Source organism: Lentzea albidocapillata, from assembly GCF_000719115.1.
In the GTDB taxonomy this organism is placed as follows: Bacteria; Actinomycetota; Actinomycetes; order Mycobacteriales; family Pseudonocardiaceae; genus Lentzea; species Lentzea albidocapillata.
In genome coordinates, this window is the sequence record NZ_JOEA01000032.1 from 20,745 (window position 1) to 46,990 (window position 26,246).

Consider the following 26,246-nt stretch of genomic DNA (forward strand, 5'->3'; position numbering starts at 1 on the left):
TCAGCGCGGCACCTGAACAGCGCCGAGCACGCCGTCCAGCACGCCGTCCGACGTCACGCCCTCCAGTTCGGCCTCCGGGCGCAGCTCCAGCCGATGCCGCAACGCGGGCCGTGCGAGCGCCTTCACGTCGTCCGGCGTCACGTAGTCACGGCCCGAGAGCCACGCCCACGCGCGTGCGGCAGCCAGCAGAGCCGTTGCGCCACGGGGAGAAACGCCCAGGCGCACGGCCGGAGACTGACGGGTCGCACGGCACACGTCGACGACGTACGCGATCACCTCAGGAGCCACGGTCAACGAGCGCACGGCCGCCGTACCCGCCTCCAGGTGCGCGGCACTCGCGACCGGGTTCAACGAGGACAGGTCACGCGGGTCGAAGCCGGAGGCGTGCCGCGTCAGCACGTCGATCTCGTGCTCCCGCGCCGGGATCGGCATCGTCACCTTGAGCAGGAACCGGTCGAGCTGCGCCTCGGGCAACGGGTAGGTGCCCTCGTACTCCACCGGGTTCTGCGTGGCCACGACGATGAACGGCGACGGCAGCGGCCGGGTCTTGCCGTCGGCGGAGACCTGCCGTTCCTCCATCGCCTCCAGCAGCGCGGACTGCGTCTTCGGCGGCGTCCGGTTGATCTCGTCGGCGAGCAGCAGGTTCGTGAAGACCGGGCCCTCACGGAACGAGAACGCCGCGTTGTGCGAGTCGTAGACCAGCGACCCCGTCAGGTCGCCGGGCATCAGGTCCGGCGTGAACTGCACACGCGTCGTCGACAGATCCAACGCGCGCGCAAGAGCACGCACGAGCAACGTCTTCGCGACGCCCGGAACACCCTCCAACAGCACGTGTCCCTTGCACAGCAACGCGAGGATCAACGACGTCACGGCGGCGTCGTTGCCCACCACGGCTTTGCCGATCTCCGCGCGCAACGCCACCAGCGCCATACGGGCTTCCTCGGTGGTGACCACTGCCGTCATGCCTTGCGCACCTCGTTCTCCAGAGCATCGAGCGATGCAGCCAGCGCGACCAACCCCCGGTCGTCCACCGGCTCCTTGTCGTAGAGCAGCGCCCGCACCGAGGTGACGGGACGCGAAGTCCTGCGGGCGATCTCCTCGGACGGATCGTCGCCCGGCGGCACCCCCAGCAGCGGTGCCAGCCGGTCACGCGTGGCCTGCCGCAGCACGGAGGCGGCGTGCGAGGCGGCGTGCGACCGGCGGTACAGCCGCGCCCTGCCCTCCACGGTCTCGGCGGCGCGCACCACGACCGGAAGCGGTTCGGGCACCACGCGGCCGAGCCTGCGCGCACGCCACAGCGCGATCAGCACGGCCGCGATGCCGAGTTGCAGGGCGCCGTACTTCCAGCCGTCCGGGATCAGGCCGGTCAGCGACTTCTGCTGCGACCTGTCCGCCGCCGACGGCATGTACCAGACCAGCCGTTCGTGCTGGCCCAGCAACGACAACGCGAGTGCCGCGTTGCCCTCCTCGTCGATGTCGCGGTTGGTGAAGATCCCGCCGTAGCCGATCGTCGTGACGGTGCCGGTGCGGACCAGCGTCGAGTCGTAGCAACTCTGCTCGCCCTCGTAGGTGAACCCGCCCATGGTCGCCGCGCCGGCCCTGTCCGCCAGCGGGCAGCCGGGCTGACGGGTCCCGGGCTCCAGCCGGCCCAGTCCGGGGGCGGGCGCGAGGAGCACGGTCGCGGAGGCCCGGCTGCTCAGGTCCGCGAGCCGTTCCGGGTCGATCAGGTTCGGCTGCGTCACGAACAGCGTCGCACCGTCCACAGCGGACGCGTTGTCGGTGAGCTCGACCCGCACGCCGTTCTGTTCCAGCAGATCGGCGACCGCGTGGCTGCCCTCCGGCCGGAACGACCGGGGGTCGAGCGCGCCGCCCTCGCCGCTGCCGCGCAGCAACGTGATCACGACCGCGGCGAAGAGGATGATCACGCCGATCAGCAGGGGACCGCGCGCGGCCGTCCAGATCCGGCCGGCGTCGGGAGAGACCGCCGTCATCCGCGCACCCGGCCGTCCACGGAGACCAGCCGCTGATACCCCTCCACCGTCGCGGGCCTGCCGCCGTACCAGACGTCGTCGAACTGGACCGCCGCGCCGCGCAGGTCGTCGGCGAGCACCGGAAGTGCCTGGCCCGCCTCGAAAGCGACCTCGTCCACGGTGCGTCCGGCCCGTGCGTCGAGCACGCCGCGTTGTTCCAGTTCGCGCACCACCGCGCGGAAGCGTTCGCGCACGGCCTTGGCCAGATCACCGGCCGCCGCGGCCTTCTCGGCGGCGGCCCGGTGCTCGGCGGCCGTCATGACGGCCGAACCGAACACCTTGTCGCCCGACCGCAGCGCACGGCCCGTGCGCCCGACACGAAGCCTGATGATGATCACGATCAGCACGAGCACGGCCACGACGACGGTGAACGCGGTGAAGCCGCTCATGCCACCCGCCCCGGCGAGCAGCTCGCCGAGGCGGGTCAGCACCCAGTCGACGGCGCGTTCCAGCGGGTTCGGGTCGTCGGAGACGTACGCCGGGTCGCTGAGCTCCCGGACGGCCGCCTCCCTCGCCTCGTCGCGGCCGAGATCTACCGGTACGTCAGAGGCCGCCATGCCCCGCGGCCCGCTGGAGTTCGATGTCCATGCCCTCGGACCGCATCCGCCGGTCGACGTAGAGCAGCACGGTCACCGCGGAGCTGAACGGCAGCGTGATCGTCGAGGCGATGATCGCGCCGATGGTCGACAGGATCAGCGAGCCGACGCTCAGGGTCGCCGTGGGGTCGGCCGAGAAACCGGTCGTCGCCGCGCCCAGCAGACCGAACGGGAGGCTGATGATCCAGCTGATCACCCAGCCGATCACGACGGTGAGCAGCAGGATGCCGAACGTCCGCCACCACGCGCCGTCCACGAGCTTCTTCGAGCGGCCGAACGCGGTGGTGACGCCGCAGCGCTCCAGCACGAGCGCGGGCGTGACCAGGGCGAACAGCACCCACAGCCAAACGCCGGGCACGATGCACAGGATCAGGCCGACGGAGATCACGAGACCGGACAGCAGCGTCGCGCCGAGCAGCGGGAGCAGCCGGGGCTTGAACTCCTCCCACGCCTGCGCGAACGTGACCGGCTTGCCCAGCACGGCGTGGCCCACGATGACGGTGATGAAGCCCGACAGGAACACGGTGCCGAGCAGCAGCAGGAAGACGCTGAGCAGCGTGCCGGTGAGGAAACCGGTGATGGCGCCGGTGAGCTGGTCGATCGCCTGTTCCTGCGTCACCGTGTTCGGGTCGAGCGCCACGACGGCGGTGAGGTCGTCGAGGAACGGCAGCTGCACCAGCAGGCCGAGGATCTGCGTGACCGCGGCGACCACGGCGGCCGCGCCGATGATCAGCTTCGGGTAGCGGCGCATCGTCGTGATGGCGCCGTCGACGATCTCGCCGACGGCCAGCGGCCGCAGCGGGATCACGCCGGGCTTGATCGTCGGCTGGCCCCCGGGCGGCGGCGGGGCGTTGTAGCCGTACTGCGGCTGCTGGCCAGGCTGCTGCGGCGGCTGGTTCTGTGGCTGGTCGGGTGACGACCAGCCGGGCGTTTCGGACATCTCGGCTACCCCCGGTCGTGGTGTGAGCGGCATCCTGCCAGATCAGGGCCACCGCCACCCGGCGACCTGATCACGAAACGAGCTCGGTCCGAGCCCTGGCCGGCGTCGTGCGCCGCATGCCCGCGCTGACGCACCTCCTCACCACCTGCGGTTGCTCCCGCATGAGCCGCAGGCCGCGCCTGACCAGCGTCGGCACCGGCTTGCGGGCCTCGGCCACGTCACGGGCGAACCGGCGCACGAACGTCACGGGCGGGCTCGGCGCGAGCACGATCGCGTCCCGGAGCACCCCGGCCTCCTTCGCGCCCTGGACCAGCAGGTCCGCGAACAGGCCCTCCGCGATGAACGCGGGCGCGCCGCCGAGCTCGATCGTCTGGGTGCCGACCGCGCGGTCCTCGCTGATGGAGTAGACCGGCGCCTCGACCCTGCCCGTGTCCGACAGTTCGATGATCGCCTGGAGCGCCTTGTCCGCGTTCCACGAGCCGATGGCGTCCCAGTCGGCCCTGCCGTGCTCGTCGCGGGGGAGCAGCGGGTCGTCGCCGTCGCGGTAGAAGTCGTCGAGGCGAAGGACAGGCCAGCCGAGGTGGGCGGCGAGTGTCGACTTGCCTGAGCCGGAGGGTCCGGCGAGCAGCACGGCACGAGGGATGGGCACGGAACGCGATCCTCGCACATGACCTACGCTCGAACGCATGAGCGAAGGTCTGTTCGACGAGGGCCTCTTCGGCGCGACCGACGAGGAGAAGGCCGAGCGCATCGCGGCCAACGCCCCGCTGGCCGTGCGGATGCGTCCGGCCACGCTGGACGAGGTCGTCGGCCAGGACCACCTGCTCGGGCCCGGCGCCCCGCTGCGCCGCCTGGTCGAGGGCGCCACGCCGGCGTCCGTGATGCTCCACGGCCCTCCCGGCACCGGCAAGACGACCCTCGCGACCCTGGTGTCGAAGGCGACCGGCCGCCGGTTCGTCGCGTTGTCCGCGCTGTCGGCCGGCGTGAAGGAGGTGCGGGCGGTCATCGACGAGGCCCGGCGCCGCCTGGTCCGGTCCGGCGAGTCGACGGTGCTGTTCATCGACGAGGTCCACCGGTTCTCCAAGACCCAGCAGGACGCTCTGCTGGGCGCGGTCGAGGACCGGATCGTGCTGCTGGTCGCGGCCACCACGGAGAACCCGTTCTTCTCGGTCGTGTCGCCGCTGCTGTCGCGTTCGCTCGTGCTGCAGCTCAGGTCGCTGACCGACGACGGCGTGCGCGCGGTGATCGGGCGGGCGGTGTCCGACGAACGCGGCCTGGGCGGGTCCGTGGTGCTGGAGCCCGAGGCGGAGGACCACCTGATCCGCCTGGCCGGCGGTGACGCCCGCCGGTCCCTCACGGCGCTGGAGGCCGCCGCGGACTCGGCGCTGGCGTCGAACGACGGCGTGATCACGCTGACGCTGCTGGAGTCCATCGTGGACAAGGCAGCGGTGCGCTACGACCGCGACGGCGACCAGCACTACGACGTGACGTCGGCCTTCATCAAGTCGATCCGCGGCTCGGACGTCGACGCGGCCCTGCACTACCTCGCGCGGATGATCGAGGCGGGGGAGGACCCGCGCTTCATCGCGCGGCGGCTGGTGATCCACGCCAGCGAGGACGTCGGCATGGCCGACCCGACGGCGCTGCAGACGTGCGTGGCGGCGGCTCAGGCCGTGCAGCTCATCGGGCTGCCCGAGTGCACCCTGAACCTCGCGCAGGCCACGATCCACCTCGCCACCGCACCGAAGTCGAACGCCGTGACCACCGCGATCTACGCCGCCATCGAAGACGTGCGCAAGGGCGCCATCGGTTCCGTGCCCCCACATCTGCGCGACGGGCACTACGCGGGCGCGGCGAAGCTGGGCAACGCGCAGGGCTACCGGTACCCGCACGACGTGCCCGAGGGCGTGCTGACGCAGCAGTACGCGCCGGACGAGCTGGTAGGGCGCGACTACTACGAACCGACCGGGCGCGGCGGCGAACGCGCCCTGGAGGAACGGCTGCCGCGGCTGCGCCGGGTGATCAGGGGCGAGTGATCCGGCGCGTAACTTCGACGAGGTGACGATCAGAGAAGACTTCCTGACCACCGCCCGCATCGCCCTGGAACTCCTGCGCCACCAGCGGGTCGCGCGGCACTGGGACCAGCCGAGCGCCCTGCCGGAGTTCGGCGTCAGCGGCCTCGCCGGGCACCTGGCCTACCAGGCGCTGCCGCTCCCGTCCATGATCGGGACGCCGCCCGGCGACCAGCCCGTCGTCTCCCTGATGGAGCACTACGAGCGGGCCCAGTGGACCGACCTGGACGTCGACTCCGAGTTCCACACCCGCATCCGCGCGGGCGGCGAGAAGCTCGCGGCGGAAGGGCGGGACGCCCTGTGCGACCGCTTCGAGCAGACACTCGACGAACTCGCGAAGTCGTTGCCCGGTCAGGAGAACCGGGGCGTTCGCATGCCGCACTGGGGCCCGTGGGCGGTGCCGCTGGACGAGTACCTCGTCAGCAGGCTGATGGAGTTCGTCGTGCACTCCGACGACCTCGCGGTGAGCGTCGGGCTGGACACGCCCGAGTTCCCGCGCCACGTCAGTGAAACGGTCATCGACCTGCTGACCCGGATGGCGCTCAACAAGCACCGCGCGATCGACGTGGTGCGCGCTTTGAGCCGCAAAGAGCGTGCACCACAGGACATCACCGCGTTCTAACGCTTGCAGACCATCAGCAGTGCGAGCTTGCCGGGCAGCATGATCTCGTCCGCGGCCACGAACCCGCCGGCCTCGAACGACCTGATCGCCCGTGTGTTGCGCACGTCCGGTTCGAGCACGATCCGCGTGCAGTGCGGGTCGGCCTCGAACAGCGCGTCGGTGAGCCTGGGGAGCAGCGACCGCACAAGTCCGCGGTCGGTCATCGCCAGCTCGCCGACGGCGAGGTTCAGCCCGAGGTCGTGCGGCCGCGCCCGGTAGCAGTGGGCTACGGCGTGCCTGGCCGCGCGGTAGACCTCGGTGTAGATCACCGGGCGGCCGTGCCAGCTCACCAGCACCGGCCGGACGTCGTCCCCCGCCAGCAGTTCCGCCAGCCGCCGCTCCCACTGCGGCAGCGTCCACGCCTGCCGCCGGAACGCCGCGACGTGCGGTGCCTGGTTCCAGCGGTGCACGAGGTGCAGGTCGTAGCCGTCCGACCGTGCCACGCGGGCGTCCCACGGCATCGGCAGGTCGGGGACGGGCGGGGCGTCCGCCATGAGCTGGAGCCGATAGGAGTCCAGGTGCGACACCGGCTTCACGAGGCCTCCTGCGCGGATCAACTTAGGGTCGCCTAACTTCTACTGGCAAGGCCGCCGCTGTCAAGCCCTGGGTGACGGGTATTTCACAGGCTGTGACGGTCGCGCGTCAATGAGGTCCCGATGGACGGAGCACCGCAATCACGAGCAGATCGACGGCGCCACAGGTCGTTGAAGATCAACAAATGGTGCCGCCCAGCCGGGTGTCGGACCCACCCGGTAATCTCACCCGCAACCAAGCCCGAACGCCTGTTCACCAGGAGGATCCGTGTCGCCAGGGTGGCTCGCCGCCGGTGCTTTCGTGCTGCTCGTGCTCATCGTCGGGGTCGTGGCGATCAAGGCCGCGCGCTTCTTCGACGAGGCCACGATCGCGATGCGCAAAGCGCACGAGAACACGGACCCGTTGTTCACCGAGGCCAACACGACGCTCACGCACGTGAACACGCAGCTCGAACGCGTCGACGGCATCACGGCCAACGCGCGCGCCGTCACGGGCAACGTCTCGGCGCTCACCAGCCTGTTCACCGCCACTCTCGGCGGTCCGCTGGTCAAGGCCGCCGCGCTGTCCTACGGCGTGAGCAAGGCCGTCAAGGCTCGTCGCAAGGCCGCCGAACAGCCGAACAAGCACTCCAAGCGCCGTCCCAGGCGAGGTGCGAAGTGAGCCGCCTCTTCTGGTTCGGACTGGGTGCCGCGGCAGGCCTGTTCGCCGCGAAGAAGGCCTCCGAGGTCGCAAAGCAGGCGACTCCTGCCGGTGTCGGCGCTAACGTGGGTGAAGGCCTGCGCGAACTCGCCGGCGCCATCGGTTCCTTCGGGGCCGAGGTGCGCGCGGGGATGGCCGAACGGGAGCAGGAGTTGCAGGACACCGTGGAACGTCAGACGGGATTCACGCCGGGGCGCCGAGCGCCCAGGGCGAACGGGAAGCACTAGCGCCGTTCGCCCCGTGACCATGTCCTGACTTCCCCCAGCAACTCACCAAGGAACTTCCCGTGCAGACCCACGAGATCATCAAGCGTTTCCGCGAGCACTTCGAGAAGGCCGGGCACAAGTACATCCCCAGCGCCTCGCTGCTGCTCGACGACCCGAACCTGCTGTTCGTCAACGCCGGCATGGTGCCGTTCAAGCCGTACTTCCTCGGCGAGGCCCCGCCGCCCGCCAAGCGGATGACGAGCATCCAGAAGTGCGTGCGCACGCCCGACATCGACGAGGTCGGCAAGACCACGCGCCACCTCACGTTCTTCCAGATGGCCGGCAACTTCTCGCTCGGCGACTACTTCAAGGAAGACGCCATCCGGCTGGCCTGGGAGCTGATCACCAACTCCCAGGAGAACGGCGGCTACGGCTTCGATCCCGAGCGCATCTGGGTGACGGTCTACCTCGACGACGACGAGGCCATCGAGCTGTGGCAGAAGGTCGCCGGCATGCCGCTGGAGCGCATCCAGCGCCGCGGCGTCGAGGACAACTTCTGGTCGATGGGCGTCCCCGGCCCGTGCGGCCCGTGCTCGGAGATCTACTACGACCGCGGCCCCGAGTACGGCAAGGAGGGCGGCCCGGTAGTCGACGAGGACAGGTACCTGGAGATCTGGAACCTCGTCTTCATGCAGAACATCCGCGGCGAGGGTGGCGCCAAGAAGGACTACCCGGTCCTCGGTGAGCTGCCGTCGAAGAACATCGACACCGGCATGGGCGTCGAGCGCGTCGCCTACCTGTTGCAGGGCGTCGACAACGTCTACGAGACCGACCTGGTCCGCGCCGTGATCAACAAGGCCGAGGAGCTCTCCGGCCGCAAGTACGGCACCAACGAGGTCGACGACATCCGCTTCCGTGTCATCGCCGACCACGCCCGCAGCGGTGTGCTCCTGGTCGGCGACGGCGTCACGCCCGGCAACGAGGCCCGCGGCTACGTGCTGCGCCGCCTGCTGCGCCGCATCGTCCGCAGCTCCCGCCTGCTGGGCGTGAACGAGCCGGTGCTGCAGCAGTTCGCCGAGGTCGTCCGCGACTCGATGGGCGAGGCCTACCCCGAGCTGGTCAGCGGGTTCGCCCGCATCCAGCAGGTGCTCAAGGCCGAGGAGGACACGTTCCTGCGCACCCTCGACGCCGGTTCGCGGATCTTCGAGGGCGCCGCCGCCGAGGTGAAGTCCGACGGCCGCGCCACGCTGCCCGGTGACAAGGCCTTCCAGCTGCACGACACGTACGGCTTCCCGATCGACCTCACGCTGGAGATGGCCTCCGAGGCCGGCCTGGCCGTGGACGAGGACGGGTTCCGCAAGCTGATGGCCGAGCAGCGCGCCCGCGCCAAGGCCGACGCCGCCGGCAAGAAGACCGGCCACGGCGACCAGTCGGTCTACCGCGAGCTGCTGGAGCAGGGCCCGACCGAGTTCACCGGCTACACCGAGCTCGCCTCCGAGGCCACGCTGCGCGGCATCGTGCTGAATGGCCAGCGGGTGAAGTCGGCTCGCGAGGGCGACATCGTCGAGGTCGTCCTCGATCGCACGCCGCTCTACGCCGAGTCCGGTGGCCAGGAGTCCGACGCCGGCACCATCGTCACGGCCAACGCCGAGCTTGAGGTGCTCGACGTGCAGAAGGTCGCCCGCAAGCTGTGGGTGCACCAGGTGCGCGTCGTCAGCGGCGAGGTCAGCGAGGGCGAGCACGTCGAGGCCCGCGTCGACCCGGAGTGGCGCGTCGGTGCCCGCCAGGGCCACTCGGGCACGCACGTCGTGCACGCCGCCCTGCGGCACGTGCTCGGCCCGTCGGCCCTGCAGAGCGGTTCGTACAACAAGCCCGGCTACCTGCGGCTCGACTTCGCCTGGACCGGTGGCCTGTCCGCCGAGGCCAAGAGCGAGATCGAGGAGGTCTCGAACCTCGCCGTGCGCAAGGACCTGCCGGTCAGCATCGTCTACACCGACATGGCCGGTGCCCAGGACATGGGCGCCGTCGCCCTGTTCGGCGAGACGTACGACGAGACCGTGCGTGTCATCGAGATCGGTGGCGAGTGGTCGCGCGAGCTGTGCGGTGGTACCCACGTCGAGCACTCGTCGCAGATCGGCCCGATCACCCTGCTGGGTGAGTCGTCGGTCGGTTCCGGCGTGCGCCGCCTGGAGGCCTACGTCGGCATCGAGGCCATGCGGTTCCTGGCCAGGGAACGCGCCATCGTGCAGAACCTCTCCGACATGCTCAAGGTCGGCTCCGAAGGCCTGCCCGAGCGGATCGAGTCGCTGGTCGAGCGCCTGAAGTCCGCCGAGAAGGAGCTGGAGAAGGTCCGCGCCGCCGAGCTGCTGGGCAACGCCGGCGCCCTCGCCGACAAGGCCCTCGACATCCGCGGCCTGTCGCTGGTGGCCCTCGGCCTGGAGGGCGTGTCGGGCAACGACCTGCGCACCCTCGGTGGCGAGGTCCGCAACCGCCTGGGCAGCAGGCCCGGTGTGGTGGCCCTGTTCTCGGTCGACGGCGACAAGGTCAGCTTCGTGGTGGCCACCACGGCCGCCGCCCGCGACCTCGGGCTGGCCGCCGGCAAGCTCGTCCCGGTGTTCGGCCCGGCCATCGCCGCCCGCGGTGGCGGCAAGCCGGACCTGGCCCAGGGTGGCGGCACGAACCCGGCCGGCGTCACCGACGCCATCACGGCCCTGACGAACGAACTGGACAAGGTGCTTGAGCAGCGCTGATGCTCCTGGTGTCGACGATCCGGGCCTCGGACGGAGGCTCGGCGTCGACGTCGGGTCGGTTCGCGTGGGGGTCGCCCTCAGCGATCCGGCACCGTTCCTGGCGACTCCGCTGGTCACCCTGCAACGCGACCAGAAGAACGGCTCGGACCTCACGGAACTCGTACGTCTCGTGGCCGAACATGAAGTCGTAGAGGTCGTGGTCGGCTTACCGAAGACATTGGCCGGCAGGCACGGCCCCGCGGCAGAGGCGGCGACCGCGTACGCTGCGGCCTTGGCCGAGCGCATCGCTCCGGTGCCGGTGCGGCTCAGCGACGAACGCCTGACGACGGTCGTGGTCAGCCGGGTACTGGCACAGCGCGGTGTGAAGGGCAAGAAGCAGCGAGCCGTGGTCGATCAGGCTGCCGCTGTCGAGATCCTGCAATCTTGGCTGGACGCACGGGCACATTCGGTGCCCGCCCGAAAGGACGAGGCGTGAGCGGCGACGATCTCGGGTTGTTCACCGACCCCGAAGTGGATGAGCGGAGGCCGCTCAAGAAACGCGATCGCGAGCGTGACAACGCCCGCGCCAAGGCGAAGAAGCGCAAGAAGACGGTCCTGTGGCTGGTCGTCGCGCTGATCCTCGCCGTGGGCATGGGCGGTGCCTACTACGGCTACCGCGAGCTGCGCGGCATCGGCTCGTTCGAGGACTACGCGGGCAGCGGCGAGGTCGACGCCATCGTCGAGGTCCAGGACGGCGACGTGGTCAGCAAGATCGCGTCGACCCTGTACGACAACGGCGTCATCGCCTCCGCGCGCGCCTTCACCGAGGCCAGCAAGACCGACGCCCGCGTGACGTCGATCCAGCCCGGCTTCTACCTGATGAAGACGAAGATGTCGGGCCAGAACGCGGTGGCCCGCATGATCGACCCGAAGACCAGGGTCCCGGCCGTGCAGATCGTCGGTGGCCTGAAGCTCACCGACATCCAGGCCGACGGCAAGGCGGTCCCGGGCGTCTACTCCAAGCTCGCCGCCGCGAGCTGCACGGAGAAGGACGGCGCGAAGGTGTGCCTGACCGCCGACGAGATCAAGGCCGCCGCCGAGCAGACCGACCCGGTCGCCCTCGGTGTGCCGGAATGGGCGCTGGCGGACGTGAAGCGCGCCGATCCCCAGTTCCGCCTCGAAGGCCTGATCATGCGCGGCGTCTACCAGGTCAAACCCGGTGTCACCGCGGTCGAGCTGATCCGCAGCGTCATCGTGTCCTCGGCCCAGAAGCTGCAGGGCGCGGGCATTCCCGGCGGCACCATGAACACCGGCTTCCGTCCCTACGAGGTGCTCGTCATCGCCTCGTTGATCGAGAAGGAAGCCATCGAGAAGGACTTCGGCCAGGTTTCGCAGGTCATCTACAACCGGATCGCGGAACCGATGCCCCTGCAGTTCGACTCGACCATCAACTACCGGAACAACCAGCCGCACATCCGCACGTCCGACGCGGACCGCAACGCGATCCAGCCCTACAACACCTACAAGGTCCCCGGCCTGACGCCGACGCCGATCGGCTCGCCGTCGCAGCAGGCCATCGCCGCCGCGATCAAGCCCGCGGGCGGCGACATGATGTACTTCGTGAAGTGCCAGAAGGACGGCACGTCGTGCTTCTCGAAGACGTACGAAGAGCACCAGGCGAAGGACCAGAAGGCTCAGCAGGAGGGCGTCTACTAGTGGTGCGCAAGGCGGCGGTGATCGGCTCGCCGATCGAACACTCGCTTTCTCCCGTGCTGCACAACGCCGCGTACGCCGAGCTGGGCCTCGACTGGGAGTACACCCGCCTGGAGTGCTCCGAGGCCGGCGTTCCCGCGCTGGTCTCGTCGCTGGGACCGGAGTGGGCAGGCCTGTCCTGCACGATGCCGACCAAACGCGCCGCGCTGGCGTTCGCCTCGGTCGTGACCCCGCGGGCGACCGCGGTGGGGGCGGCGAACACGCTGGTGCGCCACGGTTCCGAGTGGCACGCCGACTGCACCGATGTGGACGGTGTCGTGGGAGCGTTGCGGGAGAAGGGTTTCTCCGGCGGCTCGCACGGCGTCGTGCTGGGTGCGGGCGGCACGGCCGCGGCCGCGCTGGCCGGGTTCGCCGAGCTCGGGATCTCGTCGGTCTCCCTGGTGGTGCGAGATCCCGCGCGCGCGGGAGAGGCCGTGGAGACGGCGTCGAGGGTCGGTGTCTCCGTCGAGGTGCTGGAACTGTCCTCTGTGGACCTCGCCGTGCTGGCCGGTGCCGCGGACGTGCTCGTGTCGACCGTGCCCGCCGAGGCCGCCGCCCGGCTGGCCGACTCGCTGGCGCGGGCGCCGTACGTGCTGGACGTGATCTACCACCCGTGGCCCACGCCGGTGGCGAAGGCCGTCGAGGCCTCCGGCGCCCGTCTGGTCACCGGGCTGGACATGTTGCTGCACCAGGCTTTCGGGCAGTTCGAGCAGTTCACCGGCAAGCCCGCGCCGCGGGAGGCCATGCGTGCCGCCCTGGGGTCTGTATCGCGGTCGTAACTTTCGGCTTGATCTTGGGCTGTCCGGTACCGGCGCGCGGCGGTGATGTGGTTCCCTACGCCTGACTCGTTTGGCTGCGGACGATGTGCCACTCGGCCGGAGTCATCGCATGCCGGTGTTCCTCACCTTGGGAGGGCCGGCGGGTGGGGGCGCACGGGTGTGTCCGCCGGGGGGCTCCGCTTGGGCGCGTGGGCCGACCGGTTACGGCACCACGGCCGCCGGTGCGTCCCGCCTCTACGGCGCAAGTCAGGGACAGAACTCGTCGGAAACCGGTGCCACACCGGCCACCTTCGCGCGGCTCGCCAGGGCCGTGCAGTGCACCTGGAAGACCGCCCACTTAGTCCTCGGTGGCGCGACGTCCTCCGGCATCACGATCACGTCCAGCACCGGCACCGCCTTGGACGACGTCGCGGGCAGTTCGGTCACCAGGCCCAGTTTCTTCTCCTCGTCGTTCGGGCCGGCCAGCAGCAGGTTCATCGCGGTCGTGATGTCGACGGAGCCGGTGTAGTCGCGGGTGCGGCGCACCAGGCCGTCGTGCCCGGCCGTGACGAGGTAGATGGTGAGCGTGTGCGACGAGACCGTCGGCGCCGCGGCTCCGGTGAGGATCGGGGTCGGGCGGATGCCGCAGGCCGTGAGGGTCACGAGGGCAAGCGCAAGGTGAAGACCGCGCCGCCCGAGGGCGCGTTGGCCGCTTCGATGGTGCCGCCGTGCAGGCGTGCGTTCTCCCATGCGATCGCCAATCCCAGTCCGCTGCCCTCGGAACGGGAGCGGGCCGTGTCTGCCTTGTAGAAGCGGTCGAAGATGTGGGGGAGGGCGTCCGCGGGGATGCCGGGGCCGTGGTCGGCCACCTCGATGACGCCCGGCCGCACCGTCACGCGTACGGGGACGCCGCCGTGCTTCAGCGCGTTGCCCACGAGGTTGGCGACGATGACGTCCAGGCGGCGGCGGTCGACCCGCGCCACCACGCCCTCGGGCAGGGACGCCTCGACGGACGTGGCCCAGCCGCGCGCGGCCAGGGTGTCGCGGACCGCCGTGCCGATGTCCCAGTCGTCCAGTTCGAGAAGGTTGCGGCCCTCGTCGAAGCGGGAGATCTCCATCAGGTCGTTGACCAGGCGGGTCAGCTTGCGGGTCTCGGCGGAGACCAGGCGGGCCGCGACGGCCGTGTCGGGCGGCAACGTGTCCGCGTCCTCGTCCAGCACGGCGGTCACGGCGTTCATCGCCGTCAGGGGCGTGCGGAGTTCGTGCGACACGTCGGCGACGAAGCGGCGGGAGGCGACCTGGGAGGCTTCCAGCTGTTCGGCGGCCTGGTTGAACGTGCGGGCCAGATCGGCGAGTTCGTCGGAGCCGCGTACGTCGACGCGGGCGTCCAGGCGGCCGGACCCCAGCGCGCGGGCGGCGGCGCCGAGACGGCGGACGGGGCGCAGAACCCCGCGCGCGGTGAACAGCGCGACGCCCAGGGCCAGGGGGAGCACGAGGCTGACGCCCACCCAGGCGGCCGTCGAGAAGCTGTCGATGGCGGTCTGCGGGCCCCTCAAGTACAGCAGCGACCACACCTCCACGCCTGTGGGCGTGCCGTCCGCACGGACCAGCGGGATGCCCACGACGACGTACGGCTCGGTCAGGTCCGTGCGGCGCTGCCAGAGGGTCGTCCCGCTCGTCCTGAGCCTCTCGCGCATCTCGGCGGGGATGAACGACGGGTCGGGGCCGCCGGTGGAGCGCAGGCCCTCGTAGACCACGACCGCCGAGCCGCGCAGGTACGAGCCGAAGCCGTCCAGGTCCTCCTGCGCCGGCGGCACGGTCAGCCGGGGCGCGTAGTCGCGGACGTCCTGCACGAGCGGGTTCATGAAGCCGTCCTGCGCGTCCTCCAGCAGCAACGTGCGGGCGGTCGCGTAGGAGGCGCCCGCGGCTCCCACCGCGCCCAGCACCGTCAACAGCAGGAACGCGGCCATCAGCCTCGGGCGCAGGCCGCGCAGCAACGACCTCATCGGGGGCCGAAGCGGTAACCGAAGCCGCGCACCGTGTGGACGTGACCGGGGTCGGAGGGCACGTCCTCGATCTTCGCGCGCAACCGCTGCACGCACGCGTCGACCAGCCGTGAGTCGCCGAGGTAGTCGTGCTCCCAGACGGCCTCGAGGATCTGCTGGCGGGTCAGCACGCGGCCGGGGGTGCGGGACAGTTCGAGCAGCAGCTTCAGCTCGGTCGGCGTCAGCGCGACCTTCACGTCGTTCTTGAGCACCTGCAGGCCTGCCCGATCGATCACCAGCGAGCCGTGCCGTTCGATCGACGACGGCTCGGCGACGGTCCGCCGCAGCACGGCGCGGATGCGTGCCTCGAGCACGCGCGGTTCCACGGGCTTGACCACGTAGTCGTCCGCGCCCGCCTCCAGGCCCGCGACCACGTCGAAGTCGTCGCCGCGCGCCGTGAGCATGATGATCGGCACCTCGGCGTGCGTGCGCATCCGCCGGCACGTCTCGAAGCCGTCGATGCCCGGCAGCATGATGTCGAGGACCACGATGTCGGGACGGGACTCGCGCAGCTTCTCGACGCCTTCCTCACCTGTTCCCGCTGCTCGGACGTCGTGTCCCTGGCGGCGCAACGCCAGCCCGAGTCCTTCACGCACCGAGGGGTCGTCCTCGACCAGCAACACCATCGCCACGAGATCCATTATCTGCCGGACACGGCACCGGCGCTGGATCTGTAGCGGAACCATGACATGGCGTGGACGTTCCCATGGACCGGCTCGCGGAGTGTCGAACCCATGGCCGGAAGCTTGCTGGGATTTCTCTTCACGTACTTCGCGCTGGTGTGGACGTCGTTCGGGCAGAAGGCGGAGAACGCCGCGTTGCCTGAGCTGTCACTCCAACGCTCGTGGGCGTCCAACGTGGACACGGTGATCATCGTCGCCGCCGTCCTCGTGGTTCTCTTCGCGCGCAAGAAGTCGCTCACGCCGTTGCTGCTGCTCGGCGGTTCGGTGCTGGGAGCGCAGGTCCTGAAGCTCTACGTGCTGGTGCGTCCGCCGCTCGACGACGACGCCGTCCTGGTGCACAACAGCTTCCCGAGTGGACACACGACGGCCGCGGTGGCGTCGGTGATCGCGGTGACGATGGCGGTGCCCAGGCGGTTCGCGCTGGTCGTGGCGGTACCGGGGGCGCTCGGCGCGGGGGCGGTCGCGGCGGAGACGGTGTCGCTCGGCTGGCACCGGTTCAGCGACACGCTCGGTGCGGCGCTGCTGGTCTCGACGCTCGCGTTCCTGTTGCTGCACAGGTGGACCGCGGGGCTGGTCGTGCCGCCCGCGCTGGCCGTGGGAGGCGTCTGGCTGATCGTGAGCTACCCGCAGGCCACGCCGTCGACCTTGACCGGCGTCGTGACCGCGGGTGTCGTGCTGCACTTCGGGTGGGCCGTGAGTGGTCTCGGCCGTCGGGGCGATCGAGACCACTCACGACCGGGATCACTCGTCGTGATCGGTGGCGATCAGCTCGGCGATGGCGTCCAGAGCGGCGTCCGCTCCGTCCCCGTCGGCGCTGAGCACCACCTCGTCACCGTGCATGGCGCCCAGGGTCATCAGACCCAGAACACTCGCCGCGTCAACGGCTTCGCCGCCGTCCTTGGCGATGCTGACCGTCACCGGCTGGTCGGCGGCGGCCTTCGCCAGCAGTGCGGCAGGCCGGGCGTGCAGTCCGACCTTGCTGGCCACGGTGACCCGTCGCTCGGCCATGATGGTTCCTCCCGGTAGAGCTGGTTTCGCTACTGCTTTTCGTTCGGGTTGCGCTTCGGCTTCGGCTTCTCGCCCACCGCCGTGTCGCCACTGCTGCCGACGATGCTCTCGTCGGCCTCCGGCGACTCGTCATCTTCGCGGCCAGGCGTCTTCAGGTTCCACTTGGTGATGACGAAGCGGAACAGGAAATAATAGATCGCCGCGTAGACGAGGCCGATCGGGATGATCAGCAACGGCCTCGTCGCGATGTTGAAGTTGAGCAGGTAGTCGATCACACCCGCCGAGAAGCCGAAACCGTCGTGCACACCCAGCGCGTTGGTGATCGCCAGCGACGTGCCGGTGAGGAACGCGTGGATGACGTACAGCGGCCAGGCGACGAACATGAACGCGAACTCGAGCGGCTCGGTGACGCCCGTGATGAACGAGGTGAGGGCCGCCGAGCCCATGATGCCCGCGATGATCTTCTTCTGCGACGGCTTGGCGGTGTGGATGATCGCCAGCGCAGCCGCAGGGAGCGCGAACATGAAGATCGGGAAGAAGCCGCTCATGAACGTGCCGGCGGTCGGGTCGCCCGCGAAGAACCTCGGGATGTCACCGGTCTTGGTGGCGCCGTCCACCTGGTACTCGCCGAAGACCTGCCACATGAACGTGTTCGGGATGTGGTGCAGACCCAGCGGGATGAGCAGGCGGTTGATGACACCGTAGATGCCGGCGCCGAGGATCGTGCTGCCCGAGACGGCCTCGCCGACCGCGGTCAGGCCCTTGTCGAACCACGGGTAGATGAGGCCCATGAGGACCGCGACCGGGATCATGACGGACGCGACGATGATCGGCACGAAGCGACGGCCGCCGAAGAACGCCAGGTACGGCGGCAGCTTGATGCGGTGGTACTTCTGCCACAGAACGGCGGAGATCAGGCCGACCACGATGCCGGTCAGCACGGAGTAGTTGATCTGCTCCTGCTTGGTGGGATCCTCGGCGAGAGGAAGCACCATCGGCGACATGGCCTTGAACACGGCCTGAGTGACGACGAAGCCGACCACGGCGGAGAGTGCGGTCGAGCCGTCGCCACGGCGGGCGAAGCCGATGGCCACACCCACGGCGAACAGCAGCGGCAGGTTGCTGAACAGGGCGTCGCCCGCGCCGCCGATGACGGCGGCGACCTTGTTCCAGCCCAGGCCGTCCTTGCCGAGCAGGTCAGGCTGACCGAAACGCAGGAGAATCGCGGCGGCGGGCAGTGAGGCGATCGGCAGCATGAGGCTGCGGCCGAACCGCTGCATACCGGCCAGGCCCTTGAACCCGCGACCGTCTGTCGCCTCTGGGGCGCTGGCGCTCATGTGGTACCTCCCTTGGCGGAGTTTGGTCCGGTACCCGGGACGGTCCGGTCCAGTTGCATGGTCACCTGGTAGAGATCGCCCCGGTACCAGGAGGTCACGTCTTCACAGGGCCGCCCGTCGGAGCTGGCGACCCTCCTGAACACGAGAAGCGGGCTGCCCTTGCGGACGTCGAGCGCCTTCGCGGTCTCCGCGTCGGCGGTCTCGGCCCACACGGTCTGCCGCGCGTGGTCGAGCTGAATTCCGTACCGGGTCGCGATGATCTCGTAGATCGATCCGGTCAGGTCGCATCGGTCGAGCTCGGGAAGCATGTGCGGGCTGTACCAGCCGGCTTCGAGCGCCAACGGTGCCCCGTCGGCCTTGCGCAGCCGCACGACGCGGTACGCGTACTCGTCGGACTCCAGGCCCAGTGAGGCCTTCGAGCCGGGTGCCGCCTGGCCGCAGCTGATCACCTCGGTGCTGGGTTCGACCCCGCGTGCCTTCATGTCCGAGGTGAACGAGGCCAGGAAGAGCTGCAGGTCGTAGCGCCGCTTGGCGGTGAACGTCCCACGTCCCTTGGCCCGCGTGAGCAGGCCGTCGGCGACCAGTTGGCCGACTGCGGCCCGCACGGTGATGCGAGAGACTCCGTACCGCTCGGCGAGATCGCGCTCGGACGGAATCGGTGAGCCGGGAGCGAGCTCCTGTTCGGCCAGCCGCCGCAGGATCTCGCGGAGCTGCGCGTGCTTCGGCTTGGGCCCGTCCACGATCTCGTTCACTCGCTCACCTCCTCGCTAGTGGTACTTTCCGGTCTAGACCAGTTGGTGCGGGAGAATGCTCCGCGCACCGAGCGGGTGTCAACCGCTGTTACGGGAACGAGAGGTACGAACGTGGCTGACGAGAAGGCTCAGAAGATCCTCGAGGCGCTGGGCGGCCGGGACAACATCATCGAGATCGAGCCCTGCATCACCCGCCTGCGGTGCGAGCTCGAAGACGGTTCCGTCGTAAACGAGAAGGCGCTGAAGGCGTTGGGAGCGCACGGAGTCATGCGTTCCGGCAACGTTGTCCAGGTCGTCGTCGGACCTGAGGCGGACACCATCGCGTCGGACATCGAGGACCTGCTGTGAGCCTCCGCGTCGGCAGCCCGGTGGCCGGGCGGGTGGTCGCGCTCTCCGCGGTTCCGGACCAGGTCTTCGCCGAGGCGATGGTCGGGCCCGGCGTGGCCGTTGAACCGGTTCGATCGAAGGCCGATGTGGTGTCACCGCTCGACGGCACCGTCGTCACGCTGCACCCGCACGCGTTCGTGGTCGCCAACGGTGACGGGGCGGCCATCCTGGTCCACCTCGGCATCGACACCGTGAAGCGCAAGGGCGAGGGCTTCGAGCTCCACGTCGTCAAGGGCGAGCAGGTCCAGGCCGGTCAGAAGATCGTGACGTGGGACCCGGCCGAGGTCGAGGCGGCCGGGTTCGCGCCGATCTGCCCGGTGGTGGCGCTGGACGCGTCCGCCGAGATGCTCGGCGACCTGGCTCTCGAGGCGGACGTGGTGGCGGGCGACGCCCTGTTCGACTGGTCTCGCTGAGGTGAGCCCGTTCTGGTTCGTCGTCGCCGGCTCCCGGTCGGCGACGACGAGCTGAATCGAAGCACTTCACCCGGATGGGTCTAGAAGAATCCTCGGTGCGCCGACAGAATTTGGCGTTCTGGGGGCATTGTGCACTGGGTGGGAATCAGTGATCGGCGTGTGCCGGACAGTTGCTGGGGCAACTTCCGGGTGACGCCGTCTTAGGCCGTTTTCGGCCATTCGCAGTTCCGCAGGGGGCGGGTCCGCGCAGCATGGGAGAGTTTCGGGCGGCAGCTCGGAGCTCTGTCGGCGTGCGCGTTATTACTCGTTCGCTGAAACATGTCTATGACACGCGATTAGTGGAGGAACCAACGGTGAATTCGCAACGGCTTGCGTTCTTGGACGACCTCGAAGCCGAGCTGTCCGCTCCGAGCGCGGGCAGCCAGGCTGCCGAGTCCGGCACGGGCGTGGCAGGCCGCAAGATCCGTCACCTCGCCGCGACGTTGCTGGCGAGCGCGTCCTTCTTCACGGTCTCGGCCGGGGTGGCCGGTGCTGGCACCGGATCGGACGTCGTCGCGAGCGACTGCATGAAGCCCGACTACAAGAACTACACGCACAGCAAGACCTGCAACTTCCTGGACATCCAGAAGTTCGAGTACCGCTACAGCTACTCGCCGAACCAGGTGCTTTGGTGCCACGTCTTCTGGCACTACTCCTTCACCTGCAACACCTGGTACTACATCGGCACGAAGGAAGCCTGCAACTAGTCGGTGGAGCTGGACGCGGGTGCCCTTCGCGTGTGCGGCACCCGCGTCTCACCCGCTGACCGGGAAGCGAGGCGTGATGCGCGAGAAGACCATGTCGCCGGGGCCCAACCCGTGGATCCGACGCGTGCTGCCCCCGCTCGCCGACCTGAGTTTCACCGGGCAGGAGACGAGTGCAAGGGCGAGTGTCGTGGTGCTGGCCAGGGACGAGGAGAGGTGCATCGCCCGCTGCCTCGACAGCGTCGTGAACAGCGGGTTCGACGACGTCCTGGTGGTGGACACCGGGTCGGTGGACGGCACGCTGGGCATCGTCGCGACCTATGCGGACCGGGGTGTGCGGCTGCTTCAGGTGCCGTGGGGCGACTCGTTCGCCGAGGCGCGGAACGTGGCGGTCGACGCCATCGGGGACGGGTGGGTCGTCTTCGTGGACGCCGACGAGTGGGTGGAGTCGGCCGAGGAGCTCAGGGACTGCCTGGACTCGCTGACCGGTGCCGGGGGACTACCGCGGCTCGTGTTCGCGCCGAGGATCTTCGACGTGGACCGGGAGACTTACGACGACTCCATCCCGCGCATCTTCCTGGCGGACGGCGGCGTCCGGTTCAAGGGGGCGATCCACGAGTACCCGGTGGTGGCGGGAGAGGTCGACGAACCGATCGGGCTGGTCGAGTTGGACGTCGTCTTCCTGCACGACGGGTACCGCCCCGATGTGGTGGACGCCAAGGGAAAGCGACAGCGCAACATGGAGTTGCTGCGCAGTGCCCTGAAAAGCGATCCTGCCAACCCGCGGTGGTTCTACTTCATGGTCCGTGACGCGCTGCCCGTTCTCGGCGGTGACCAGATCGTCGGTCTGTGCGACGCGCTGCGCGATCTCGTGGGGCGCGACACCGGGTCCGGGGACCTACTCGGCGCGGCCGAGTACTGGAAACTCGCGCTCGCCTTCTCGTGCCAGGGTCTGGTCGCGCTGGGGGACTGGGATTCGGTTCACCGGTTCTGCCGCGATCTGGAACAGGTCGACGCGCATTACTTCAGCACGATGGCGGAACTGGTCGGCGGAGTGGTGACCAAGCGGGATCTTCTGCGAGCGGTGGAAATCCGGAAAAACGACGATCTGATGGCGCGCAGTGCCATCGATCGGGCCGGTCGTCACACCGACGCGCTCATTTGCGCGTTGCTGGGGCGGTTGCGGGGAGAAGGCGAAGCGGACCGTTATCGGGAGCTTTGCGATCCCTGGGACGACGTCTTCTTCGAGAAGTCGGTGCCGCGCCGCGCTTCTGGGGTTTCGCCAGCCTGATCCGCGGCACCGTGAGCCCCGTGCGTGGATGGACCGCTCACGACAGGCCGGAGTTTGGCGCGCGTCGTCCGGGGCGGGACCGTGGAGCCATGACCACGGTCCTGCTCGCGTTCGCGCCGGGCGTGCTCCTCAAGGGCGCGCTCGCAGGTTTGTTGTGGACAGTCGCCGCGGCCCTCGACGCACCGCCCGAGTCGTTCGTGCTGGCCTGGTTCGGCGTCGTGCTCGCCGCGATCGATCTGCGGCACCACCGGTTGCCGGACGCCCTCACCCTCCCGTTGGCCGCCTCGCTGCTGCTCCTCCAGTTCCACCACCTGGGAGAAGCGCTGCTCGCGGCCGCCGTTTTCGGTGGCGCGCATCTCGTCGTCAGACGGGTCAGGCCCGCCGTCATGGGCGGCGGCGACGTGAAGCTCGCCTTCGGGCTCGGCGCGGCGCTCCCGCTGCCGGCGCTCTTACCTGCGGCGATCCTGTCCAGCGCGGTCACCCTGGCCGTCGCCGCGCTCCGGCGCAGGCGCGCGGTGCCGCACGGACCGGGCCTGCTGGCCGCCACCTGGGCGTTGACGACGCTGTGAAAGGATTGTGAACGTGCTGCGCTGGATCACCGCTGGAGAGTCACACGGCCCCGCCCTCGTCGCCGTCCTGGAGGGCATGCCCGCCGGGGTGGAGGTGACCACCGAGGACCTCGTCGCCCAGCTCGGGCGCCGCAGGCTCGGGTTCGGTCGCTCGCCGCGCATGGGCTTCGAGCAGGACGAGGTCGAGATCCTCGGCGGTGTCCGCCACGGCAAGACCCAGGGCGGTCCGGTCGCGGTCACGATCGGCAACTCCGAGTGGCCCAAGTGGCAGACGGTCATGTCGCCGGACCCGGTCGACCCGAGCCTGCTCAAGACGACCGGCCGCAACGAGGCCCTCACCCGCCCGCGTCCCGGCCACGCCGACCTGCCGGGCATGCAGAAGTTCGGCTTCGACGAGGCCCGTCCGGTGCTGGAGCGCGCCTCCGCGCGTGAGACCGCGGCCCGCACGGCACTGGGCACGGTCGCCCGGCAGTTCCTGCAGCAGCTGCTCGGCGTGCAGATCGTGAGTCACGTGGTGTCCATCGGCCAGGCCGAGACGCCCGAGGACGCCGCGCTGCCCACGCCCGACGACCTGGCCGCGATCGACGAGTCGCCGGTGCGGTGCTTCGACCAGCGCGGCACCGACGCGATGGTCGCCGAGGTCGAGGCCGTCAAGGAGGCCGGTGACACGGTCGGCGGCGTCATCGAGGTGCTCGCCTACGGGTTGCCGCCGGGCCTGGGCTCGCACGTGCACTGGGACCGCCGCCTCGACGCGCGCCTGGCCGCCGCCCTCATGGGTGTGCAGGCGATGAAGGGCGTGGAGATCGGCGACGGCTTCACCTCGGCGAAGCGCTGGGGTTCACAGGCGCACGACGAGATCGACCGCGGCAGCGGCCCGGTCGGCGTGACGCGCCGCTCGAACCGCGCCGGTGGCCTCGAGGGCGGCATCACCAACGGCGAGATCCTGCGCGCCCGCGTGGCGATGAAGCCCATCTCGACCGTGCCGCGCGCACTGTCCACTGTGGATGTCCGCACCGGTGAGCCCGCCGTCGCGATCCACCAGCGTTCGGACGTCTGCGCCGTGCCGCGCGCCGGTGTGGTGCTGGAGTCCGTGGTGGCGCTGGTGCTGGCCGAGGCCGCGCTGGAGAAGTTCGGCGGCGACTCGCTTCCCGAGACGCGCCGTAACGCCCACGCCTACCTCAAGGCGCTGGAAGCCCGCTGGGAGGGCATGTGAGCCCCCGGTACGTGGTGGTCGGTCCTCCCGGAGCCGGGAAGACCACCGTCAGCGAACTGCTGGCCGCACGGCTCGGCGTGCCGTTCCGCGACGTCGACGCGGACATCGTCGAGCTCGCCGGCAAGCCCATCTCGGACATCTTCACCGACGACGGCGAGCCCGCTTTCCGCACCATGGAAGAGGAAGCGGTCGCCAAGGCACTCGTCGAGCACGAGGGCGTGCTGGCCCTGGGCGGGGGAGCGGTGCTGTCCGCGACGACCCGCGAGCGCCTGCGCGAGCACACCGTCGTGTTCCTGCGCGTGGGCATGGCGGAGGGTGTGCGCCGCACGGGGCTGTCGTCCTCGCGGCCGCTGCTGTCCGGCATCAACCCGCGTGCCACGTTCAAGGCGCTGCTGGACGCGCGCCTGCCGCTGTACCGCGAGGTCGCGACGATCGAGGTCCTGACGGACTCGCTCGATCCGGAACAGGTGACCGACGCGGTGATCAAGGGAGCTGAAGCATGACCGAGCCCGTGCGCATCCGGGTCGCCGCGGAGAAGCCCTACGACGTGGTGGTCGGCCGGGGCCTGCTCGGCGACATCGTCGAGTTCCTGGGCGGCACGGCCAAGATCGCGATCGTGCACCAGCCGACCCTGGCCGAGACGGCCAAGGTGCTGGTCGACGAGCTCAAGGCCGTGGGCGCCGACGCGCACCGCGTCGAGGTCCCGGACGCCGAGGACGGCAAGGACCTCGTGGTCGCCGGCTTCTGCTGGGACGTGCTGGGCAAGATCGGCCTGTCGCGCTCCGACGTCGTCGTCGGCCTCGGCGGCGGCGCGGTGACGGACCTCGCGGGCTTCGTCGCGTCCACCTGGATGCGCGGCGTGCGGCTGGTCAACATCCCGACGACGCTGCTCGGCATGGTCGACGCGGCGGTCGGCGGCAAGACCGGCATCAACACCGACGCGGGCAAGAACCTCGTCGGCACGTTCTACGAGCCGGACGCGATCTTCGTCGACCTCGCGACGCTGGAAACGCTGCCGCGCAACGAACTCATCGCCGGCATGACCGAGATCGTGAAGGGCGGCTTCATCGCCGACCCGGTCATCCTCGACCTGATCGAGGCCGACCCCGCCCTGGCCCTCGACCCGACGGGCGAGGTGCTGGCCGAGCTGGTCCGCCGCAAGATCCAGATCAAGGCCGACGTCGTGACCTCGGATCTGCGCGAGTCGTCGTTGCGAGAGATCCTGAACTACGGCCACACCCTCGGCCACGCCATCGAACGCCGCGAGCGCTACCGCTGGCGCCACGGCGCCGCGATCAGCGTGGGCCTGGTCTTCGCCGCCGAACTGGCCCGCCTCGCCGGCCGCCTGGACGACGAGACGGCCGACCGCCACAAGCGCGTCCTGCAGTTGCTCGGCCTGCCGACGACGTACGACCCGGACGCCCTCCCGCAGCTCATGGAGGGCATGAAGGTCGACAAGAAGAACAAGGCGGGCGTGCTCCGCTTCGTCGTCCTCGACGGCCTCGCCAAGCCCGGCCGCCTCGAAGGCCCGGACCCGGCCCTGATCGCCGCCGCGTACTCGGCCGTCGCCGCCGAGCCGGCCGCCGGTTCCGGGAAGGTGCTGCTGTGAAGGTCCTCGTCCTGAACGGCCCGAACCTCGACCGCCTCGGCACCCGCGAGCCGCTCATCTACGGCAGCACCACGCACGCCGACCTCGTCGAGATGTGCGTCGCCGAGGGCAAGGAACTCGGCTTCGACGTCGAGGTCCGCCAGACCGCCTACGAGGGCGAGATGGTCAAGTGGCTGCACGAGGCCGCCGACGCCTCCATCCCGGTGGTCCTCAACGGCGCCGCCTGGACGCACTACTCGATCGCGGTACGTGACGCGTGCTCGCAGCTGACCGGGCCACTGGTCGAGGTGCACATCTCGAACATCCATCAGCGCGAGGAGTTCCGGCACCACAGCGTCATCTCGGCGATCGCGAGCGGCGTGATCGTCGGCCTGGGCGTCGAGGGCTACCTGCTCGCCCTGCGCTGGCTGTCGCTCAAGAAGTAGCGCGCACCGGGTGGCGCATCCAGAGGTTCGTCTCGTCGTAGACCCCCTGGTCGCTCTCCCGGTCGATCTCGACCAGGTCCAGCCCGCCCGCGACGACGTGCAGGCCGTCCGCGGGTCCACCCTGGAAGTCCTCCATGGACGTCAACGGGTAGGTCGCCTTGAGCGTCGGCCGCACCGGCACGACCACCCGCGCGAGCCCGTCGGCCGCGGCCCGTCGCGCAGGCCGGTGAGCCCTGCGCAGGCCTCGCTGCGGGGCGGCGAAACGTCGACTCTGCCCGACGGCGGGTACGACGGCGCGCTGGTCGCGGCGGTCACCTCTGCCGCTGATCAGTTCGTTGACACGTAAGGGAAACCGTTGCTACACCACGTGGAACTGTGGGTCCCGGACCTGGCCCGCGCCGAGGCCGCGTTCGGATGGGTCCTCACCGAACTCGGCTGGACCGAATACCAGCGCTGGACCGCCGGGGTCAGCTGGAAACTCGGCGAGACCTACGTCGTGGTCGAGCAGTCCCCGGCCATGACCGGTCCACACGATCGGATGAAGGCGGGCCTGAACCACCTCGCCCTGCACGCCGGAACCCGGGAGAACGTCGACCGGCTGACCCGGGAATCCGAGGCGAACGGCTGGCGGCTCATGTTCGCGGACAGGCATCCTCACGCGGGCGGTCCGGATCACTACGCGGCGTTCCTGGAGAACGAGGACGGCTTCGAAATCGAGCTGGTAGGCGTCTGAACGTGTAAAGATGCCGATCGACGGCGAGCGCGGAACGGCTGTCCGATCAGGGCCTGCAGGC

Annotated in this window: 31 protein-coding genes and 1 pseudogene; 19 read left to right on the forward strand and 13 right to left on the reverse strand. The window is 69.8% G+C overall.

The window, feature by feature from the left end; all coding sequences use genetic code 11:
* The 5 genes from IG04_RS0138935 to IG04_RS0138955 all read right to left on the reverse strand — a co-directional run bounded on the left by IG04_RS0138935 (window position 1) and on the right by IG04_RS0138955 (window position 4,215).
* Entirely contained in the window at window positions 1-963 is a 963-nt protein-coding gene (locus tag IG04_RS0138935; RefSeq protein ID WP_030481773.1) for an AAA family ATPase, read from the reverse strand.
* A complete protein-coding gene (locus tag IG04_RS0138940) occupies window positions 960-1,991 on the reverse strand; it encodes a DUF4350 domain-containing protein (RefSeq protein WP_030481774.1) in 1,032 nt (343 codons plus the stop codon). The genes IG04_RS0138935 and IG04_RS0138940 overlap by 4 nt, the downstream gene beginning before the upstream one ends.
* Complete coding sequence (locus tag IG04_RS0138945) at window positions 1,988-2,587, reverse strand: DUF4129 domain-containing protein (protein WP_030481775.1); 600 nt, start codon at window positions 2,585-2,587, stop codon at window positions 1,988-1,990. Before IG04_RS0138945 ends, IG04_RS0138940 begins: the two co-directional genes overlap by 4 nt.
* Window positions 2,574-3,566 carry a DUF7847 domain-containing protein gene (locus IG04_RS0138950; RefSeq protein WP_030481776.1) on the reverse strand — a complete coding sequence of 331 codons (993 nt, stop codon included), beginning with the start codon at window positions 3,564-3,566 and terminating at the stop codon, window positions 2,574-2,576. The genes IG04_RS0138945 and IG04_RS0138950 overlap by 14 nt, the downstream gene beginning before the upstream one ends.
* A gap of 70 nt (window positions 3,567-3,636) precedes the next feature.
* The gene (locus IG04_RS0138955) at window positions 3,637-4,215 is read right to left on the reverse strand and encodes a uridine kinase family protein (protein WP_030481777.1); all 579 of its coding nucleotides are present in this window, start codon (window positions 4,213-4,215) and stop codon (window positions 3,637-3,639) included.
* A gap of 37 nt (window positions 4,216-4,252) precedes the next feature.
* On the opposite strand from IG04_RS0138955, the gene IG04_RS0138960 reads away from it, so the two are divergent.
* Window positions 4,253-5,602, forward strand: coding sequence for a replication-associated recombination protein A (locus IG04_RS0138960; protein WP_030481778.1), 1,350 nt, complete (start codon window positions 4,253-4,255; stop codon window positions 5,600-5,602).
* 22 nt (window positions 5,603-5,624) lie between these two features.
* The gene (locus IG04_RS0138965) at window positions 5,625-6,260 is read left to right on the forward strand and encodes a maleylpyruvate isomerase N-terminal domain-containing protein (RefSeq protein WP_030481779.1); all 636 of its coding nucleotides are present in this window, start codon (window positions 5,625-5,627) and stop codon (window positions 6,258-6,260) included.
* Here IG04_RS0138965 and IG04_RS0138970 read toward each other — a convergent pair.
* Window positions 6,257-6,835 (reverse strand): GNAT family N-acetyltransferase, encoded by a 579-nt coding sequence (locus tag IG04_RS0138970; RefSeq protein ID WP_144065585.1) that lies wholly within the window; start codon window positions 6,833-6,835, stop codon window positions 6,257-6,259. The genes IG04_RS0138965 and IG04_RS0138970 overlap by 4 nt on opposite strands.
* Before the next feature lie 265 nt (window positions 6,836-7,100).
* On the opposite strand from IG04_RS0138970, the gene IG04_RS0138975 reads away from it, so the two are divergent.
* From IG04_RS0138975 to IG04_RS48465, 6 genes are read left to right on the forward strand one after another with little or no spacing between them, the layout of a single operon-like run.
* Entirely contained in the window at window positions 7,101-7,493 is a 393-nt protein-coding gene (locus IG04_RS0138975; RefSeq protein WP_030481781.1) for a DUF948 domain-containing protein, read from the forward strand.
* Window positions 7,490-7,759 carry a hypothetical protein gene (locus tag IG04_RS0138980; protein WP_030481782.1) on the forward strand — a complete coding sequence of 90 codons (270 nt, stop codon included), beginning with the start codon at window positions 7,490-7,492 and terminating at the stop codon, window positions 7,757-7,759. The genes IG04_RS0138975 and IG04_RS0138980 overlap by 4 nt, the downstream gene beginning before the upstream one ends.
* Before the next feature lie 59 nt (window positions 7,760-7,818).
* The gene (gene alaS, locus IG04_RS0138985; protein ID WP_030481783.1) at window positions 7,819-10,488 is read left to right on the forward strand and encodes an alanine--tRNA ligase; all 2,670 of its coding nucleotides are present in this window, start codon (window positions 7,819-7,821) and stop codon (window positions 10,486-10,488) included.
* Window positions 10,475-10,963: a Holliday junction resolvase RuvX gene (gene ruvX / locus IG04_RS0138990; protein WP_030481784.1), complete on the forward strand. Its 489-nt coding sequence runs from the start codon at window positions 10,475-10,477 to the stop codon at window positions 10,961-10,963. The genes alaS and ruvX overlap by 14 nt, the downstream gene beginning before the upstream one ends.
* On the forward strand, window positions 10,960-12,183 hold the full coding sequence (gene mltG, locus IG04_RS48460) for an endolytic transglycosylase MltG (protein ID WP_030481785.1): 1,224 nt from the start codon (window positions 10,960-10,962) through the stop codon (window positions 12,181-12,183). Before ruvX ends, mltG begins: the two co-directional genes overlap by 4 nt.
* Window positions 12,183-12,998 carry a shikimate dehydrogenase gene (locus IG04_RS48465; protein WP_030481786.1) on the forward strand — a complete coding sequence of 272 codons (816 nt, stop codon included), beginning with the start codon at window positions 12,183-12,185 and terminating at the stop codon, window positions 12,996-12,998. Before mltG ends, IG04_RS48465 begins: the two co-directional genes overlap by 1 nt.
* Before the next feature lie 246 nt (window positions 12,999-13,244).
* Here the strand turns inward: IG04_RS48465 and IG04_RS44640 are convergent, their stop codons facing one another.
* From IG04_RS44640 to IG04_RS0139015, 3 genes are read right to left on the reverse strand one after another with little or no spacing between them, the layout of a single operon-like run.
* Entirely contained in the window at window positions 13,245-13,640 is a 396-nt protein-coding gene (locus IG04_RS44640) for a hypothetical protein (RefSeq protein WP_051771740.1), read from the reverse strand.
* Complete coding sequence (locus IG04_RS0139010) at window positions 13,637-14,983, reverse strand: sensor histidine kinase (protein WP_030481788.1); 1,347 nt, start codon at window positions 14,981-14,983, stop codon at window positions 13,637-13,639. Before IG04_RS0139010 ends, IG04_RS44640 begins: the two co-directional genes overlap by 4 nt.
* The gene (locus IG04_RS0139015; protein WP_030481789.1) at window positions 14,980-15,654 is read right to left on the reverse strand and encodes a response regulator transcription factor; all 675 of its coding nucleotides are present in this window, start codon (window positions 15,652-15,654) and stop codon (window positions 14,980-14,982) included. The genes IG04_RS0139010 and IG04_RS0139015 overlap by 4 nt, the downstream gene beginning before the upstream one ends.
* A 102-nt stretch (window positions 15,655-15,756) precedes the next feature.
* On the opposite strand from IG04_RS0139015, the pseudogene IG04_RS48470 reads away from it, so the two are divergent.
* A pseudogene (locus IG04_RS48470) lies at window positions 15,757-16,254 on the forward strand (phosphatase PAP2 family protein); the annotation flags it as partial.
* A 192-nt stretch (window positions 16,255-16,446) separates the two neighbouring features.
* On the opposite strand, the gene IG04_RS47430 reads toward IG04_RS48470, so the two are convergent.
* Genes IG04_RS47430 through IG04_RS0139030 form a run of 3 tightly spaced genes read right to left on the reverse strand, consistent with a single transcriptional unit; the run spans window position 16,447 to window position 18,802 of the window.
* The gene (locus tag IG04_RS47430; protein ID WP_159460507.1) at window positions 16,447-16,713 is read right to left on the reverse strand and encodes an HPr family phosphocarrier protein; all 267 of its coding nucleotides are present in this window, start codon (window positions 16,711-16,713) and stop codon (window positions 16,447-16,449) included.
* A gap of 29 nt (window positions 16,714-16,742) precedes the next feature.
* Entirely contained in the window at window positions 16,743-18,050 is a 1,308-nt protein-coding gene (locus tag IG04_RS0139025) for a PTS transporter subunit EIIC (RefSeq protein ID WP_084401954.1), read from the reverse strand.
* Window positions 18,047-18,802 carry a GntR family transcriptional regulator gene (locus IG04_RS0139030; RefSeq protein WP_030481792.1) on the reverse strand — a complete coding sequence of 252 codons (756 nt, stop codon included), beginning with the start codon at window positions 18,800-18,802 and terminating at the stop codon, window positions 18,047-18,049. The genes IG04_RS0139025 and IG04_RS0139030 overlap by 4 nt, the downstream gene beginning before the upstream one ends.
* 111 nt (window positions 18,803-18,913) lie before the next feature.
* Between IG04_RS0139030 and IG04_RS0139035 the strand changes: the two genes are divergently transcribed.
* The 9 genes from IG04_RS0139035 (at window position 18,914) to aroQ (ending at window position 25,452) form a co-directional block, all read left to right on the forward strand.
* Entirely contained in the window at window positions 18,914-19,150 is a 237-nt protein-coding gene (locus tag IG04_RS0139035) for a PTS sugar transporter subunit IIB (protein WP_030481793.1), read from the forward strand.
* The gene (locus tag IG04_RS0139040) at window positions 19,147-19,602 is read left to right on the forward strand and encodes a PTS sugar transporter subunit IIA (protein WP_030481794.1); all 456 of its coding nucleotides are present in this window, start codon (window positions 19,147-19,149) and stop codon (window positions 19,600-19,602) included. The genes IG04_RS0139035 and IG04_RS0139040 overlap by 4 nt, the downstream gene beginning before the upstream one ends.
* 353 nt (window positions 19,603-19,955) lie before the next feature.
* Window positions 19,956-20,348 (forward strand): hypothetical protein, encoded by a 393-nt coding sequence (locus IG04_RS0139045; protein ID WP_144065584.1) that lies wholly within the window; start codon window positions 19,956-19,958, stop codon window positions 20,346-20,348.
* 76 nt (window positions 20,349-20,424) lie between these two features.
* Complete coding sequence (locus IG04_RS0139050; RefSeq protein ID WP_084401953.1) at window positions 20,425-21,636, forward strand: glycosyltransferase family 2 protein; 1,212 nt, start codon at window positions 20,425-20,427, stop codon at window positions 21,634-21,636.
* A gap of 89 nt (window positions 21,637-21,725) precedes the next feature.
* Window positions 21,726-22,205 carry a prepilin peptidase gene (locus IG04_RS43360; RefSeq protein ID WP_051771746.1) on the forward strand — a complete coding sequence of 160 codons (480 nt, stop codon included), beginning with the start codon at window positions 21,726-21,728 and terminating at the stop codon, window positions 22,203-22,205.
* A 13-nt stretch (window positions 22,206-22,218) separates the two neighbouring features.
* Window positions 22,219-23,418: a chorismate synthase gene (gene aroC / locus IG04_RS0139060; RefSeq protein ID WP_030481798.1), complete on the forward strand. Its 1,200-nt coding sequence runs from the start codon at window positions 22,219-22,221 to the stop codon at window positions 23,416-23,418.
* Window positions 23,415-23,921 carry a shikimate kinase gene (locus tag IG04_RS0139065; RefSeq protein WP_030481799.1) on the forward strand — a complete coding sequence of 169 codons (507 nt, stop codon included), beginning with the start codon at window positions 23,415-23,417 and terminating at the stop codon, window positions 23,919-23,921. Before aroC ends, IG04_RS0139065 begins: the two co-directional genes overlap by 4 nt.
* The gene (gene aroB / locus IG04_RS0139070) at window positions 23,918-25,027 is read left to right on the forward strand and encodes a 3-dehydroquinate synthase (RefSeq protein WP_030481800.1); all 1,110 of its coding nucleotides are present in this window, start codon (window positions 23,918-23,920) and stop codon (window positions 25,025-25,027) included. The genes IG04_RS0139065 and aroB overlap by 4 nt, the downstream gene beginning before the upstream one ends.
* On the forward strand, window positions 25,024-25,452 hold the full coding sequence (gene aroQ / locus IG04_RS0139075; RefSeq protein WP_030481801.1) for a type II 3-dehydroquinate dehydratase: 429 nt from the start codon (window positions 25,024-25,026) through the stop codon (window positions 25,450-25,452). Before aroB ends, aroQ begins: the two co-directional genes overlap by 4 nt.
* Here aroQ and IG04_RS0139080 read toward each other — a convergent pair.
* Window positions 25,442-25,639 carry a hypothetical protein gene (locus tag IG04_RS0139080; protein ID WP_030481802.1) on the reverse strand — a complete coding sequence of 66 codons (198 nt, stop codon included), beginning with the start codon at window positions 25,637-25,639 and terminating at the stop codon, window positions 25,442-25,444. The genes aroQ and IG04_RS0139080 overlap by 11 nt on opposite strands.
* A 180-nt stretch (window positions 25,640-25,819) precedes the next feature.
* Between IG04_RS0139080 and IG04_RS0139090 the strand changes: the two genes are divergently transcribed.
* Window positions 25,820-26,185, forward strand: a complete 366-nt coding sequence (locus IG04_RS0139090; protein WP_245816534.1) for a VOC family protein — start codon at window positions 25,820-25,822, stop codon at window positions 26,183-26,185.
* Window positions 26,186-26,246 lie beyond the last annotated feature (61 nt).